This window comes from Acidovorax sp. LjRoot129 (assembly GCF_964253765.1).
Classification (GTDB): domain Bacteria; phylum Pseudomonadota; class Gammaproteobacteria; order Burkholderiales; family Burkholderiaceae_C; genus Acidovorax.
Genome location: NZ_CAXUSE020000001.1, coordinates 4,741,643 through 4,755,937, shown reverse-complemented (window position 1 = coordinate 4,755,937; position 14,295 = coordinate 4,741,643). Strand labels below are relative to the sequence as shown.

Below are 14,295 nucleotides of genomic sequence, written 5' to 3'. Positions count from 1 at the left end.
TATTGGCTGCGATAACAGTACACGCTGACGCCATAAGGACACTGCCATGCTGATGAAAACCTCCACCCAGTCGCTGACCGAGCAGCTGTCGGCGCGGTTTGGCGAGCGCATCCGCAACCGGTTGCTGGCGCCGGGCGCACGCCTTCCGTCGGTGCGGCAGTGTGCACAGCAGCACGGCGTGAGCCCGTCGACCGTGGTGGCGGCCTATGACCAGTTGCTCGCGCAGGGCCTGGTGGAGGCGCGCAAGAACCGTGGGTTCTTTGTGCGCGAGATGCCCACGGGCCTGGCGGAGCGCGCGCCCGAGGACGAAGGCGACACCCCCGAGGCCGAGCGCGGCATGGGCAACTGGAGCACCGCGCACTGGTTTGCCGCCCGGGGCGCTGGGCGCGGTGCAGCGCGCGGGGCGCCGCCCGTCAATGCCACGGCGCTGATCCGCGGCATGTTCCACAAGATCAGCGACAAGCCGCAGCCGGGCATGGGCGTGTTTCCGCCCGACTGGCTCGAGTCGACCTTCATGCCCGCTGCGGTGCGCAAGGTGACCAGCACACGGGCGCTGAACGACTTTTCGCTGCAGTACGGCGAGCCACTGGGTGACACGGGGTTGCGCAGGGTGTTGTCCAAAAAGCTGGCCACGCTCAACGTGCATGCTACGCCCGAGAACATCATCACCACCGTGGGCGCCACCCACGCGCTCGACATCGTGAGCCGCACGCTGCTGCGCCCCGGCGACCCGGTGATGGTGGAAGAGCCCGGCTGGGCCGTGGAGTTTGCGCGGCTGGCCGCCCTGGGCATGCACATCCTGCCTGTGCCGCGCCGCGCCGACGGGCCCGACCTGGAGGTCATGGCCAAGTACTGCGAGGTGCACCAACCCAAGCTCTACGTGAGCGTGAGCGTGTTCCACAACCCCACGGGTTACTGCCTGTCGCCCGGCAGCGCGCACCGCATCCTGCAGCTGGCCAACCAGCACAACTTCCACATCGTCGAGGACGACACCTACAGCCACATCGCGCCCGAGCACGCCACGCGGCTCACGGCCCTTGATGGGCTGCAGCGCACCATCTACGTGAGCGGGTTTGCCAAGATCCTCGCGCCCAACTGGCGCATCGGTTTTCTTGCGGCGCCGCCGTCGCTGATCGAGCAACTGCTGGACACCAAGCTCCTCGCCACGTTGACCACCCCGGCGCTGCTGGAAAAAGCGCTCGCACTGTGCATCGAACAAGGCCAGCTGCGCCGGCACGCCGAACGCATCCGCACGCGGCTTGACGCTGCGCGCGCGCGAAGCGTCAAGCTTGCGCTGGGGGCCGGCTGTACTTTTGCGGCCGAGCCTGTGGGGCTGTTTGGTTGGGTCGAGACCGGGGTGGATACCGATGCGCTGGCGCAGCGCATGCTGGACGAGGGCTACCTGCTGGCGCCCGGCGCGCTGTTCCATGCGGAGCGCAAACCCAGCACGCTGATGCGCATCAACTTTGCCACTACGCAGGAGGCCGCATTCTGGAAGACGTTTGCGCGGGTGCGCGATGAGCAGGCGCGGTAGGCGGTCAGGGTGGGCCGCTGGTCACTCCTTCAGCTGGGTTCCGCCATCAAGGTGCAGGTGACCAAAGCGCACCGCAAACTCACTGGCCCGCGCCAAGGGCGTGGCCCACGCCAGCGTCACCGCGGAACTGGCTCCGCCAGGCCGCTGTTGGCGTCCCCCTCCGGGGGAAGACGCGCAGCGGCTCAGGGGGGTTACTTGCGCTCCACTTCCAGGTCGGCCAATACGCGCAGCAGCGCGCGGTTGACTTCTTCGAGGTCGAGTTCGTAGGTCTCGCACAGGTGGCGGATGGCGCTTGCGTCGTCCGTTTCCAGCGCGCAGGCCATCTGCAGCCCGCTCGCATAGGGGCCGGTGTGCAACACGGTGGCGTCGTAGATGCGTTCAGACAGCGGCAGGCGACGCAGGATGGCGCCCAGCGGTTCGCCCATGAGGTCATCCAGTTGCGACAGAAGTCCACACAGATAGATCTCGCGGCGCAGGTCGTTCTCGACACCCGCATCGAGCAGGTGTGCGGTGAGCTCGGCGCGCATCACCATGGACTCGCGCACCGGCTGCATGTTGGGGTCGGTGCTGGCGTGGGGCAGCTGGTCGGACAGCCAGCGCTGGATGGAGCCATAGCCCATCATCACCAGGCCCCGGCGCAGCGAATCGATGCCCGTGCGCAGGCCCAAAGCGGCGGAGTTGGTGTAGACCATGAAGCGGTAGGCGAGCAGCGGGTCCTCGCCCATGATGGCCTCGAAGGTTTCAAGCGACTGCTCGTCGTCGATGGCCTTCATGAGCTTGAAGATCACCGCGTGCGACGGCTGTTGCGCCTGGTGGCGCAGGCTGTAGAGCACGTCTTCCGACGGCCAGCCTGCCAGGGCCATGGCGTTGTGCTCGTCCAGGCACCGCTCCATGAGCGCGCGGCTGGCAATGCCTTCGTACATCTGCCCGGCCAGGATGGGCGGGGCGGCGGGCCGCGCGGGCGCACCGGCACCTGTGCGCACCGGCGCGGGCTTGAGCGCCGCCACTGCAGCCTCCGGGCGCAGGCTCAGAAGGCTGTTGTCAAAACACTGCGCCACATCGGGCTCGGGGAGTTGGCCCAACTCGCCGCGCCACACCAGCCGCAGGCCGCGCTGGTGCGCCGCCTTGACGCGGGTGTAGATCGCCGACTCCGACAGCCACTCGTTGCGCACTTCGATCCACGGCGCGCCGCGGGGTGCATGGTCGAGCAGGTTGCACAGCAGCGCGTGGTTTTGGGGTGAGAGCAGGATGGGCGGGGAGCTGGCCGACCAAAGCTCCTGCAGCGTGCGCAGCAGGTGGGCGCCATCGACCACCGCAGAGGGCTCGTTGTGGGCGTACAGCTGAATGCCGGCCAGCTTGCGGGCGCGGCTCCAGAGGGGGCGGTAGCCCAGAATCAGGCTGCCAAGGACAGATTGGACCATGTGCTCTCAGGCAATTGTGACGGGGCCTGTTCCGGGTGTGGGGCCGTGCCCCCACCGCTTGAGCAGGCCTGCTAGCTAATGAAGTTGAACAGAGACAGTTTCTGGACCTGGGCATAGGACTTCAGCGCAGCCTCATAGCCCACCTGCTGGTTCTGGAAGTCCGATATCCCCTGGATCATATCGAGGTCCTCCGCCCGCGAGCGGTCGCCTTCGAGCTGGACGGAGCGCTTTTCCTGGTCGCCCGTGATGCGGTCCGCGCGGTTGAGCAGCTCGCCCGCATAGCCGCGCATGTTGTGCAGGCGCTCCAGGCCGATGTCCAGGTTACCCAGCGCCTGCCCCACGGCCTGCGATGCAGCATTGCTGTCGCTGGCGTTGCGGATGCCGTTGATCGCGCTGTCCATGGCGCTGAACATGCTCGGGCTGGGCTGCAGCGTGATGGTGTCGCCGTTGGCCGGGTTGCCCTTGATGTCGAACGCCAAGCCCGGGATGCCGTTGACCGCAATGGTCACCGGCTTGTCCGAGGCGAAATCGGGCACCACCACGGCGGGGGAGACTGCGCCGGTGGTGGTGTTGGTGAGCGTGTAGGTGGCGGTGGTGGTGCCGGGGGTTGCGCCCGGCCCTACGGCACTGAAGGTGATGGAGTAGTTGTCGCCCGTCACCAGGCTCGGGTCCACGGGCCGGATGGCCGTGGTGTTGAGCATGCGGCTCGTCGGGATGGCGCTCACGCCGGCGTTGTACACACCGTCGCGTTGTGGGTCGAACATGAACGCTGCCTCGCCGTCCAGCGCGCCGGGGATGGTCACGCCGCTGCTGGCCGCCTGGCCGGGCAAACCTTCAAAGCTGTAATCCGGGGCGCTGCTCAAGGGGCCGAGGAAGGGTGCGAGCGCGCTGCCCAGGGCACCCAGCAGGGGCACGCCGTTGGTGTCCTTGCGGTTGGCCACTTCCACCATTTGTTCGCGCAGGCCCTGCAGCTGGTTGGCAATCGTCGCGCGGTCGTTGGGGGTGAGGGCGGCGCTGCCAGCGTTGACCACCAGCTCCCGGAAGTTCTGCACCAGGTCCACAGCGTCGCCCAGCGCCGACTCGGCCTGCGCGATGGCGTTGCGTTGCGTCTCCAGCGCGCGCTGCTCGGTCTGGATGCGGGCCAGGCGGTTGATGGCGCGCTCGGCCTGCGCGGCCGACACCGGGTCGTCGCTGGCACGCACCACGCGTTTGCCCGAGGTCAGGTTCTCCTGCAGGCCCGACAGGCTCGTCTGCCGCGCGCCCAGGTTGCGCAGGGCGTTGTCGTACATGTTCGCCGTGCCGAGGCGGTAGATGGTGTTGCTCATATCGAACTCCTAGCTCTGTGCGGTGCGGCGGCCAATCAGCGGCCCATGCCCTGGATGAGCGAGTCAAAGATGTTCTGCGCGATCTGGATCATTTTCGACGATGCCTGGTAGGCCTGCTGGTATTGGATCAGCCGGGCGGCCTCTTCGTCCAGGTTGACGCCCGAAATTGCCGTGCGGTCCCGCTCCAGGTTGGCCGCGATGGTGGTGGACAGCTCGGCCGCGAACAGCGAGCTTTGCGTGCGCGTGCCCACCTGGGACATGGCGCCGGCGTAGCCGTCGGAGAGCGTGGATTCGTCAAACATCTTCACGTCGCGCAGGCCCATCAGCGCATTGGCGTTGCCCGAGTTGCGGGTGAAGGTGTCGCCGTACTGCGGGTCCGACGCATTGCCGATGACCACGGTGTCACCGGTGTTGGGCGTGCCCTGCAGCTTGATCTCCCAGCCGTTGATGGCAATGGCCGCGCCGGGGGTGTAGGGCTGCGCGGCCGCCAGCGTGGTCGGCGGCGCGGTACCGCGGTCCAGCACGTCGTAGGTGGTGGGCGGGCCGGCGGTGAACCGCAGCTGGATGCCACCCAGGATCGGTGGAATGGCGGCTGGATTGGCGTTGGCTGGCAGCACCAGGCCGGGCGGGTTGGGCAGGCCGGTGGCCTTGAGGCCTGCCAGCTGCATCGTGCCGCCGTTGGACGTGCCCATGGCCGCGTTGATCGGGTTGGCCACGGCCAGGTCGCGCGGCGAATACACCAGCGCCTGGATGTTGGTGGCGGCCGTGCTGAACGGCTTGAACAACATGCGCTCGCCGGGGTTGCCGGGCGTGGTCAGGTTGAAGTTGAGGCCGTCGATCTGCAGCGTGGCCAGGTTGGCCGCGTCGGTGAAGGGGGTGGACTTGCCGTCCGACAGCCGCACCACCTGCCCGGCTGTGCCGGCGGTAAAGCGGATTTCATAGTCAGACGCCGCGAACTGCGTGGGGCCCGTGAACGACACCGTGCCCACGCCCGCGCCGTTGGTGTGGCCCGGCATGCTGGCAGGCAGCGCAAACAGGTCCTTGCCGACGGCGCCGTCGAGCGTGAGGCCCAGGTTGTGCTGGTCGTTCATCGTCATGCCGATGGCCATGGCCATGCGGCCCAGCAGATTGCGGCCTTCGGCCAGATCGGTGTTGTTGAAGCGCAGCAGGCCCGACATCGATCCGCCGCCCAGCACGTTCTCGTCCATCTCCACCGCCGGCGCACCGGGCCGGTTGAAGAACAGCTTGACCTGGCCGCTGCCGGGGAACGCGGTCGCGTCGCCCACCGACAGGCTCGTCGCCGTGTTGCCCAGCACCAGCGGCTGGCTACCCGCCACAAACAGGCCCACGGTGCCGTCGTCGGCTGCGACCTGCGTGGTCTGCACGTACTGGTTGATGTCGCGAATGATCTGGTCGCGCTGGTCCAGCAAATCGTTGGGCGTCTGGCCGTTGCCTTTGGCACGCGCGATCTGCTCGTTCACGGCCGCCATCTGCCCGGCCAGGCTGTTCACCGCGGTGATGCTGCTTTGCAGCTGTTCCTTGACGGTGTACTGGATCTCGTTGATGCGGTCGGCGGCCGAGCGCATGCGCGACGCGGTTTCGTCCATGCGCGTGAGCACCACGGTGCGCGCGGTGATGTCGGTGGGGGCGCTCACCACGTCCGAGAACGCGTTCATCATGTCGTTGATGGCCGCGCCCAGGCCGGCTGTGCCGCCGCTGAAGACCTCTTGCAGCTGGCGCAAGCGCTCGGCGCGCACGATGTCGGCTGACTGCACCGCACCGGCTGTGGCTGATTGGCGCGTGAGCAGCTCGCTCTGGTTGCGCAGAATGGTCTGCACATCCACGCCCTGGCCGATGTACCCGCCGCCGGTGAACTGGCCCTGCACGGTCTGCAGCACCACCGTCTGGCGCGAATACCCGGCCGTGTTGACATTGGCAATGTTGTGGCCAGCCGTTTGCAGGGCGACCTGGTTGGCCAGCAGTGCGCGGGCGCCGACGTTGAGAAGGCTCATGACTCACCTCGCATCCGTGGTGTCCGCAGCGTGGCCAGCCGACCCCACTGTGTGAAACTGGCGCGGCCCAGCCCAGTGCCCCCGCGCAAGGGCCGCCCCGCCGCGCTGGGGGCGTCCCCCTCCCGCGAAGCGAGAGAGGGGGAAGGCGCGAAGCGACTCAGGGGGCGTTTCATATCCATCATGCCTGCGCGCGCAGAGTGCGCACCACGCTGTTGATGGCGCCGCCGAGCTTTTTGGCGTATTCGGGGTCCGTGGCGTAGCCCGCCTTTTGCAGCGCCGAGGCATAGTCCATGGCCGAGCCGGATTGGGCGACGGATTCGGCCTTCTCGTAGCGCGGGCTCTCCTTGATCAGCCGGGCGTAGTCGCGGAACGAATCCTCGTACGAGTCGTAGGCGCGGAACTTGGCCGTCACCTTCTGGGGCTTGCCATTGATGAATTCGGTGGTCGTGATCTCGGCGACCTTGCCCGTCCAGCCCTTGCCGGCCTTGATGCCGAACAGGTTGAACGAATTGGAGCCGTCCTTGTGGCGGATCTCGCTCTTGCCCCAGCCGGTTTCGTGGCCGGCCTGGCCCAGCATGAAGCTGGCAGGGATGCCGCTGTCCTGGGCCACGCGCTCAGCGGTGCCCGACAGGTGCTGTACAAAACCTTCGCGGCCCTTGGGGGCCTGGGTGGTGGCGTCGGCCGATGCGGCGGTGGCAGGTGCGCTGGGGCGCACCATCGATTGCTGCTGAAGGCTCAGCGTTGAGGGCACGGAAAAATTGGCATCGGCCCCGCCCATCTGGCGCGAGAGCTGGCGTGCAATGGCCTCCGAGAGACCGCCCTGCATGCCGGCCATGTTCACCGACAGCTGCTGGTCGAACATGTCCTGACCCAGGTTGGCCTGCTCGCCCTCCATCAGGCCGGATTTCATCGTGGCGTCGCGCATGCTCTTGATCAGCTCGCGCATGAACAGCGACTCGAACTGCTTGGCGACCTCGCGCGTGGTCTGGGCGTTGTTGGCCGTGCCCGCGTCGTACTTGAGCGCATTGAGCGAGCGGATGTCGACCGCCAGCGCATTCGAGGGGCTGCTGGTGGGGCTGGACGAAGGCAGGGTGAGGGACATGGTCGCTCCTCGAAATCAGATCACTTCCAGCTCGGCGTTGAGTGCGCCGGCGGCCTTGATGGCCTGCAGGATGGCCAGCAGGTCGCCGGGTGTGGCGCCCAGCGAGTTGAGCGCCTTCACCACGTCGGCCAGCTGGGGCGAGGGCGGCATCTGGATGATGTTGCCCGGCTCCTGGTTGATGCGGATGTCGCTTTGCTGCGCCACGACGGTCTGCCCTTGCGAGAGCGGGGCGGGCTGGCTGATCACGGGCGTGGAACTGATGGTGATCGACAGGTTGCCATGTGCAATTGCGCACGGGCCGAGCGTGACCGCCTGGTTGAGCACCACCGAGCCGGTGCGTGCATTGATGACCACCTTGGCCGCGGGCGTGGACGACTCCAGCGCCAGCTCTTCCAGGTCGGCAATGAAGCTTACGCGGGCGCCGGGGTCCATGGGGGCACGCACCTGCACCGTGCGGCCATCGAGCGCTGTGGCCAGGCCGCTGCCCAGCTTGGTGTTGATGGCCTGGGCCACGCGGCGCGCGGTTTGGAAGTCGGAGGCGTTGAGCCCCAGGTTGATGGTGGCGCCTTCGTTGAGCGGCGTGGGCACGGCACGCTCGACTTGCGCACCTTGGGGAACGCGGCCGGCGCTCAGGTGGTTGATCTGCACCTTGCTGCCGCCGGCCGAAGCACCGGCACCGCCCACTACCACATTGCCCTGGGCCAGCGCGTAGATCTCGCCGTCGGCGCCGCGCAGCGGCGTGACGATCAGCGTGCCGCCCTTGAGCGACTTGGCGTTTCCCATGGAGGAGACGTTGATGTCAATCATCTGGCCGGGCTGCGCAAACGGAGGCAGCTGCGCCGTGACGATCACTGCCGCCACGTTCTTGAGCTGCAGCTGGTTGGCCGCGCCGGGGGGCAGGCTGATGCCCATCTGCTGCAGGTAGTTCGACATCGCCTGCGTGGTGTAGGGCATCTGCGTGGTCTGGTCGCCCGTGCCGTCAAGGCCCACGATCAACCCGTAGCCGGTCAGCTGGTTGCTGCGCACGCCCTGCACCGCCGCCACTTCCTTGATGCGCAGCGCATGCGCGGGCAGCGCCGCAGCAGCGGCCGCAAGGGCCAGCAACAGCCACAGCAGGCGCGCAGAGCGCGGAAGGAGGGATGGGGACAAGGCTTTCATGACACCGATTGTGGGCGGCCCCGCCAAGAACTAAAACCCAAAAAGAAGCAGGTTCACCGGCCTATTGCGTGGGTTCCCGGGCGGGCGGGGAACGGCCGGTGGTGCGCGGAAAGCCAGGCAGGCGCCGGGGCCGCGCTACAGGGGAAAATATGAATAAAAATAGGCGCTAGCGCTTGATGGATAAGCGCTAGTAGCTATAAATTATGTAGCAATGATGGTTGACAAGCACCACAGCGTCCAGACGGACAAAGTCGCAATGTTTCCGGTATTGGAGCCGCTAGGCGCATCCTGAACCCGCCCCCGTAAAAACTGGCGCGGCCCAAGCGAGGGCCGCCGCGCAAGGGCCGCCCCGCCGCGCTGGCGGCGTCCCCCTCCCATAGCGCGCAGCGCGTAGAGAGAGGGGGAAGGCGCGCAGCGCCTCAGGGGGTGAAGCCTAAAACGGCGTGATGGTGTTGAAGAACCGGCCCATCCAGCCCATGGCCTGGGCTTCGCCTTGTGCACCGCGGCCGCGGGATTCGACCCGCACGTTGGCTACCTGGGTCGAGTTCACGATGCTGCCGGGCTGCAGCGCGCGCGGATCGATGGTGCCGGAGAAGCGCAGCACGTCCACGTTCTGGTTCACGCCGATCTGCTTTTCGCCCGTCACGACCAGGTGGCCGTTGGGCAGCACATCGACCACCGTGGTGGTGATGGACCCGGTGAAAGTGTTGGCGCTTTCGGTGCCGCCCTTGCCGGAGAAGGTGTTCTCGGAACCCGCAGCCAGGGTGGTGCGGTCGGCGAGCGAGCGCTTGACGAAGGGCAGGTTGGTGATGCCGGCCGAGGCTTCAGACGTGCGGTCCACCGTGGAGGAGGACTTCTGGCTTGCGGTCACGTTCTCCACAATCATCACCGTCACGTTGTCGCCCACCAGGCGGGCGCGGCGGTCTTCAAACGCCGGGCGGTAGCTGGCGTTGTGGAACAGCCCGCCTGTGACAGGCGGCGGCGTGCGCGGCGCAGCGGCGATGGGCGGGGGAGTGGTGGGCAGGATGTCCACGGGCGGCGGCGGCGACATGGTGGCGCAACCGGTGAGCAACAGCGCGCCGGCTGCAAGCGGAAGGGTAAAAAGGCGGGTGAACTGCAGCATGGCAAATGCTCCTGTCGTCATCTTTGTCATCACAGCTGGCTGAGCTTGGCCAGCATCTGGTCCGAGGTCTGGATGGCCTTGGAATTCATTTCGTAGGCGCGCTGGGCCTGGATCATGGTGACCAGCTCTTCCACCACGTTCACGTTCGAGGCTTCCAGGAAGCCCTGCTTCAGGATGCCCAGGCCGTTGGTGCCGGGCGTGCCCTGCTGGGGCTGTCCCGAGGCGGCCGATTCCTTGAAAAGGTTCTGGCCGATGGGCTCCAGGCCCGCCGGGTTGATGAAGGCCGACATCGCCAGATTACCGAGCGGCTGCGGCTGGGTGTTGCCCTGCACGGTGGCGGACACCACGCCGTCGGCGCTGATCGTCACGCTCGTGGCGTTGGCGGGCACGGTGATGCCATTGGCCACCGGCAGGCCGCTGGAGGTGACCATGCGGCCTTGCGCGTCGACCTGGAAGGAACCGTCGCGGGTGTAGCCCAGCGTGCCGTCGGGCATGGTCACTTCAAAGAAGCCGTTGCCGTTGATGGCCACGTCCAGGTTGTTCTTGGATTCCTGCAGACTGCCCTGCACGAAGTTGCGGCTGGTGGCCACGGTGCGCACCCCCAGGCCCAGATGCAAGCCCGTGGGCAACTGGTTTTGCTCGGTGGTGTTGGCACCCACCTGGCGCTGGTTCTGGTAGATCAGATCTTCGAACACCGCGTTGTTGCGCTTGTAGCCGGTGGTGGAGACGTTGGCCAGGTTGTGCGAGATGACGTCGAGCTGCGTCTGCTGGGCAGACATGCCGGTCTTGGCGATCCAGAGGGAGTTGATCATGGTGCTTCCTTATGGCTTGGCGGCGGGGCCGCTTCAGCCGTTCATGCTCAGCAACTGGCTGGCGGTCTTGTCATTGGTCTCAGCGGTCTGCAAAAGGCGCATCTGCTGCTCGAACTGGCGCGATGCGGCAATCATCCCGACCATGCTTTCGACCGGGTTCACGTTGGAGCCCTCTACCGCGCCAGCAAGCATGCGGGCGTTGGGGTCGCTCGGGATGGGGTCGCCCGATGTGGCGCGAAACAGGCCGTCGTCGCCGCGCTTGAGCGGATCTTCCAGCGTGGGAGTGGCCAACTTCAGCCGGCCGATCGCCTGGGCGGGCTGGCCCGATGCCTTGGCAGTGACGGTACCGTCCGAGCCCAGCGACACCTCAGCGCCCGGAGGCACATCGATGGGCGCGCCGCCGTCGGACAACACGGGCAGGCCCGTGGGCGTGAGCAGTTGGCCTGCGGAAGACACTTCGAAGGTACCGGCTCGGGTATAGGCCTCGGTGCCATCAAGCCCCTGCACCGCAAACCAGGCATTGCCCACGGCCATGGCGTCGAGGTTGCGGCCGGTGCGCTGCACGGGGCCGGCCGTGTTGACGTGGCCCGAAGTCGCTTCGAGCGCAAACACGCGGGTGGTGGAACCATCGCCCTGGATAGGCACAGAGCGAAAGGTCGACATCTCGGCACGGAACCCGTGGGTGGAGGCGTTGGCGAGGTTGTTGGACAGCACCGCCTGCCGGTGGGCGGCCGCGTTGGCGCCCGTCATCGAGGTGTAAATGATGCGGTCCATGGGGGCTCTCCGTTGTCCAGGGCGAATTCAGTGCGGGAAGAAGGCGCTCAGTCGATCAGCGCAAGTTCACCAGCGTGGACATCACCTGGTCTTGCGTCTTGATCGTCTGGGCGTTGGCCTGGTAGGCGCGCTGGGCGGTCATCATGTTCACCAGCTCGGCGGTCAGGTCGACGTTGGAGTCTTCGAGTGCGCCCGAGCGCAACGAGCCGAAGTTGCCGTCGGTGGCGGTGCCGGCCACCGGCTGGCCCGATTCGAAAGTCGCCACCCAGTTGTTGCTGCCCACCGAGGCCAGGCCCTGCGTATTGCGAAAGCTCGACAGCGCGAGCTGGCCTTCGGCACGGGTCACGCCGTTGGAGTAACGGGTCATGATCATCCCGTTGTTCTCGATGTTGATGCCGGTGAGCTCGCCCGTGGTGTAGCCGTCCTGGCTCAGGTTGGACACCGCGAATTTGCTGCCGCTTTGCGAGACCTTGTCCAGGCCCACCGCCACGTCAAACGCGGGCAGGTTGTTGGGGTTGGGCGGGGTCGGGTTCACGTTGAGCGTGAGCGCAAAACCGGTGGCAGGTGGGGTGGCCACGGGGCCGATGATCGCGCCGTTGTTGTCGAACTCGATCTGGCCGATCGGGGTGGCGACCACCGGGGGCACGGCGGTCGGGTCGTCGAGCGCGTCGTACACGTCCCAGGTGTTGTCCGTGGCGGTCTTCTGGAAGTACAGGCTCACAGGCTTGGCCACGCCCTGGCTGTCGAACACGTTGATCGACGTGCCGTAGGTGGCGCGCGGCGTGGCCGGGATGGGTGGCGTGGCAGCCGGGTCGCCGGCCGCATCCGTGGCGGTGGCGGGCAGGTTGAAGGCCGCGGTGATCGTGGCGGTCTGCTTGGCCGGGATGGGCTCGGCGGTGGGGAACACCATCGGGATCGGATCGGTGCCCGAACGCAGGCCGGTGGCAGGGTCGACCGGGTAGCCCATGACGTTGGCGTTGTCGTTGGTGATCATGTTGCCCTCCTTGTCCAGCTTGAAGTTGCCGGAGCGGGTATAGGCGGGCGTGCCGTCGGGCAGCGTGAGCGTGAAGAATCCGTTGCCGTTGACGGCCACATCCAGGCTGTTGCCGGTGATGGTGAGGTTGCCCTGCGTGAACTGCTGGGACACCGCGCCCACTTCCACCCCGATGCCGGCGTTGGTGCCGCCGGCCGAGCCGATGGCAGAGGCCACCATCTCGGCAAATTCCGCCCGCGAGGCCTTGAAGCCGACAGTGTTGGAGTTGGCAATGTTGTGCCCGATGACGTCCAGATTCTTGCTGGCGGCGTTCAAGCCCGAGAGGCCTTGCTGAAAACTCATGGTGTTCTCCTGATGGGGGCGGTAACTGATGGACTGAATCGGCCGGCGGTTAGACCAGGGCCTTGATATCGCTGTATTTGATGGTCTTGCCGTTGGCCAGGGTCAGCACAAGCTGGCCGTCTTCGGCGCCGGCGGCCGTGACCTTGGACAGGGCCAGCGCCGTGCTGTCGATCTTGGTCGCGCCATTGGTGGCGGTGACGCGGAACTGCATGCCATCGGTCGAGCCGGTGTACTTGCTGGCGTCCCACTCGAAGGTGTGGCGGCCGGCCGCCTTGGCGCCCAGGTCCACCGACTCGACCACCTGGCCGCTGGCGTTGAGCACGTCCACTTTGACGCTGGTGGCGGGCGATGCGATCTCGAACCCGCCCTTGCCGGCCTTGTCGGCCACGGCGAGCGTGGAGCCTTCGGTCATCACGTTGCGGCCGATCAGCGCCGTTCCCTGCATCACCTGCAGCGAGTTGAACTGCGTGGCCATGCTCGCCATCGTCTGGTTGAGCTGCTGGATGCCGGTGACGGTGTTGATCTGCGCGATCTGCGACGTCATCTGCGCGTTGTCCAGCGGGTTCATCGGGTCCTGGTTGTTCAGCTGCGCGACGAGCAGCTTCAGGAACCGGTCCTGCGCGGCAGCAGGGTCGGTGGCGGCCGTGGCGGCCTTGGTGCCGGTGGCATCCGTGACAGAAGGGGCATTGGTGGCGCTGAGGATCATGGCGATCTTTCCTGAAATTACTGGCCCATCTGCAGGGTCTTGAGGAGCAGCGACTTGGCCGTGTTCATGACCTCGACGTTGTTCTGGTACGAGCGCGAGGCGGAAATCATGTTGACCATCTCCTCCACCGCGTTCACGTTGGAATGCGTCACATAGCCCTGCTCGTCGGCGGAGGGGTGGGCCGGGTCGTGCACGCGGCGGCCGGGGGTGTTGTTTTCGCTGATCGAGCTCACGCGCACGCCGGCGGAGCTGTCGCCGCCCATGGGCGTGGTCTGGAACACCACCTGGCGCGCCTTGTAGGCCTTGCCATCGGGGCCGGCCACGGCATCGACATTGGCCAGGTTGCTGGCCACCACGTTGAGCCGCTGCGACTGCGCACTGACGGCGCTGCCCGACACATTGAAGATGGAGAACATGGACATGGGGTGACTCGCTTTCTGCTCGGTACGGGGCGCTTATTGGCCCTGGATGGCGCTGAGCATGGTTTTGGCGTTGCCGTTGATGAACCGCAGCGTGGCTTCGTAGCGCACGGAGTTGTCGACAAAGTTGGCGCGTTCGCGGTCCAGGTCGACGGTGTTGTTGTCCAGGCTGGGCTGGGTCTGGACGGTGTAGCCCAGGCCGCCTGCCGCGCCGGTGCCAGTGCGCGCGCCCGGCAAGGGAATGTGGCGCGCGTCGGCGTTGCCCGCCGCGCTGGCAGCGTTGGAAGTGGCGGCCATGCTGAGCGTGCTGGAGGAGGTGCCGGACGTACCGGATGTGCCCACGGAGCCGCCGGTGGCCAGGCGCGTAACGCCAGAGCCTGTGGCCTGGCGCATCGCGTCGCCAAAGCTGAAGTCGCGTGCCACGTAGCCAGGGGTGTCGGCGTTGGCAATGTTGCTGGCGATGGCACGCTGGCGCTCGGCACGCAGCATCAGCGCGTTTCCGTGGAAATCCAGCCGGTTGGTCATCTTGTCAAGCATGGTTGCCTCACACCCTGGGGTTGCAATAGGGGCCGG

Annotated in this window: 13 protein-coding genes; 1 reads left to right on the top strand and 12 read right to left on the bottom strand. The window is 66.7% G+C overall.

The window, feature by feature from the left end; translation table 11 throughout:
* The first annotated feature begins 46 nt into the window (after nucleotides 1-46).
* Nucleotides 47-1,534 (top strand): PLP-dependent aminotransferase family protein, encoded by a 1,488-nt coding sequence (locus ACSQ3Q_RS21690; protein WP_436136388.1) that lies wholly within the window; start codon nucleotides 47-49, stop codon nucleotides 1,532-1,534.
* A 191-nt stretch (nucleotides 1,535-1,725) separates the two neighbouring features.
* Here ACSQ3Q_RS21690 and ACSQ3Q_RS21685 read toward each other — a convergent pair whose 3' ends face one another.
* The 12 genes from ACSQ3Q_RS21685 to ACSQ3Q_RS21630 form a co-directional block, all read right to left on the bottom strand.
* Nucleotides 1,726-2,955 (bottom strand): HDOD domain-containing protein, encoded by a 1,230-nt coding sequence (locus tag ACSQ3Q_RS21685; protein WP_436136387.1) that lies wholly within the window; start codon nucleotides 2,953-2,955, stop codon nucleotides 1,726-1,728.
* Nucleotides 2,956-3,026: 71 nt separating this feature from the next.
* A complete protein-coding gene (flgL, locus tag ACSQ3Q_RS21680) occupies nucleotides 3,027-4,280 on the bottom strand; it encodes a flagellar hook-associated protein FlgL (protein WP_436136386.1) in 1,254 nt (417 codons plus the stop codon).
* Between the two features lie 35 nt (nucleotides 4,281-4,315).
* The gene (gene flgK, locus ACSQ3Q_RS21675) at nucleotides 4,316-6,292 is read right to left on the bottom strand and encodes a flagellar hook-associated protein FlgK (RefSeq protein ID WP_436136385.1); all 1,977 of its coding nucleotides are present in this window, start codon (nucleotides 6,290-6,292) and stop codon (nucleotides 4,316-4,318) included.
* Between the two features lie 178 nt (nucleotides 6,293-6,470).
* On the bottom strand, nucleotides 6,471-7,394 hold the full coding sequence (gene flgJ / locus ACSQ3Q_RS21670) for a flagellar assembly peptidoglycan hydrolase FlgJ (protein WP_436136384.1): 924 nt from the start codon (nucleotides 7,392-7,394) through the stop codon (nucleotides 6,471-6,473).
* Between the two features lie 15 nt (nucleotides 7,395-7,409).
* A complete protein-coding gene (locus tag ACSQ3Q_RS21665; protein WP_436136383.1) occupies nucleotides 7,410-8,552 on the bottom strand; it encodes a flagellar basal body P-ring protein FlgI in 1,143 nt (380 codons plus the stop codon).
* A gap of 433 nt (nucleotides 8,553-8,985) precedes the next feature.
* Nucleotides 8,986-9,675, bottom strand: coding sequence for a flagellar basal body L-ring protein FlgH (locus ACSQ3Q_RS21660; protein WP_436136382.1), 690 nt, complete (start codon nucleotides 9,673-9,675; stop codon nucleotides 8,986-8,988).
* A gap of 29 nt (nucleotides 9,676-9,704) precedes the next feature.
* The gene (gene flgG, locus ACSQ3Q_RS21655) at nucleotides 9,705-10,487 is read right to left on the bottom strand and encodes a flagellar basal-body rod protein FlgG (protein WP_436136381.1); all 783 of its coding nucleotides are present in this window, start codon (nucleotides 10,485-10,487) and stop codon (nucleotides 9,705-9,707) included.
* Nucleotides 10,488-10,520: 33 nt separating this feature from the next.
* Nucleotides 10,521-11,261 carry a flagellar basal-body rod protein FlgF gene (gene flgF / locus ACSQ3Q_RS21650; RefSeq protein ID WP_436136380.1) on the bottom strand — a complete coding sequence of 247 codons (741 nt, stop codon included), beginning with the start codon at nucleotides 11,259-11,261 and terminating at the stop codon, nucleotides 10,521-10,523.
* A gap of 55 nt (nucleotides 11,262-11,316) precedes the next feature.
* Nucleotides 11,317-12,597 carry a flagellar hook protein FlgE gene (gene flgE / locus ACSQ3Q_RS21645; RefSeq protein WP_436136379.1) on the bottom strand — a complete coding sequence of 427 codons (1,281 nt, stop codon included), beginning with the start codon at nucleotides 12,595-12,597 and terminating at the stop codon, nucleotides 11,317-11,319.
* 49 nt (nucleotides 12,598-12,646) lie between these two features.
* The gene (locus tag ACSQ3Q_RS21640; RefSeq protein WP_436136378.1) at nucleotides 12,647-13,303 is read right to left on the bottom strand and encodes a flagellar hook assembly protein FlgD; all 657 of its coding nucleotides are present in this window, start codon (nucleotides 13,301-13,303) and stop codon (nucleotides 12,647-12,649) included.
* A 17-nt stretch (nucleotides 13,304-13,320) separates the two neighbouring features.
* Nucleotides 13,321-13,725, bottom strand: coding sequence for a flagellar basal body rod protein FlgC (gene flgC / locus ACSQ3Q_RS21635; protein ID WP_436136377.1), 405 nt, complete (start codon nucleotides 13,723-13,725; stop codon nucleotides 13,321-13,323).
* A 33-nt stretch (nucleotides 13,726-13,758) separates the two neighbouring features.
* Nucleotides 13,759-14,259 (bottom strand): flagellar basal body rod protein FlgB, encoded by a 501-nt coding sequence (locus tag ACSQ3Q_RS21630; protein ID WP_436136376.1) that lies wholly within the window; start codon nucleotides 14,257-14,259, stop codon nucleotides 13,759-13,761.
* Nucleotides 14,260-14,295 lie beyond the last annotated feature (36 nt).

Coding starts and splice junctions, on each gene's coding strand:
- ACSQ3Q_RS21690 (WP_436136388.1), top strand. CDS start 47: ATGCTGATGAAAACCTCCACCCAGTCGCTGACCGAGCAGCTGTCGGCG.
- ACSQ3Q_RS21685 (WP_436136387.1), bottom strand. CDS start 2,955: ATGGTCCAATCTGTCCTTGGCAGCCTGATTCTGGGCTACCGCCCCCTC.
- flgL (WP_436136386.1), bottom strand. CDS start 4,280: ATGAGCAACACCATCTACCGCCTCGGCACGGCGAACATGTACGACAAC.
- flgK (WP_436136385.1), bottom strand. CDS start 6,292: ATGAGCCTTCTCAACGTCGGCGCCCGCGCACTGCTGGCCAACCAGGTC.
- flgJ (WP_436136384.1), bottom strand. CDS start 7,394: ATGTCCCTCACCCTGCCTTCGTCCAGCCCCACCAGCAGCCCCTCGAAT.
- ACSQ3Q_RS21665 (WP_436136383.1), bottom strand. CDS start 8,552: ATGAAAGCCTTGTCCCCATCCCTCCTTCCGCGCTCTGCGCGCCTGCTG.
- ACSQ3Q_RS21660 (WP_436136382.1), bottom strand. CDS start 9,675: ATGCTGCAGTTCACCCGCCTTTTTACCCTTCCGCTTGCAGCCGGCGCG.
- flgG (WP_436136381.1), bottom strand. CDS start 10,487: ATGATCAACTCCCTCTGGATCGCCAAGACCGGCATGTCTGCCCAGCAG.
- flgF (WP_436136380.1), bottom strand. CDS start 11,261: ATGGACCGCATCATTTACACCTCGATGACGGGCGCCAACGCGGCCGCC.
- flgE (WP_436136379.1), bottom strand. CDS start 12,597: ATGAGTTTTCAGCAAGGCCTCTCGGGCTTGAACGCCGCCAGCAAGAAT.
- ACSQ3Q_RS21640 (WP_436136378.1), bottom strand. CDS start 13,303: ATGATCCTCAGCGCCACCAATGCCCCTTCTGTCACGGATGCCACCGGC.
- flgC (WP_436136377.1), bottom strand. CDS start 13,725: ATGTCCATGTTCTCCATCTTCAATGTGTCGGGCAGCGCCGTCAGTGCG.
- ACSQ3Q_RS21630 (WP_436136376.1), bottom strand. CDS start 14,259: ATGCTTGACAAGATGACCAACCGGCTGGATTTCCACGGAAACGCGCTG.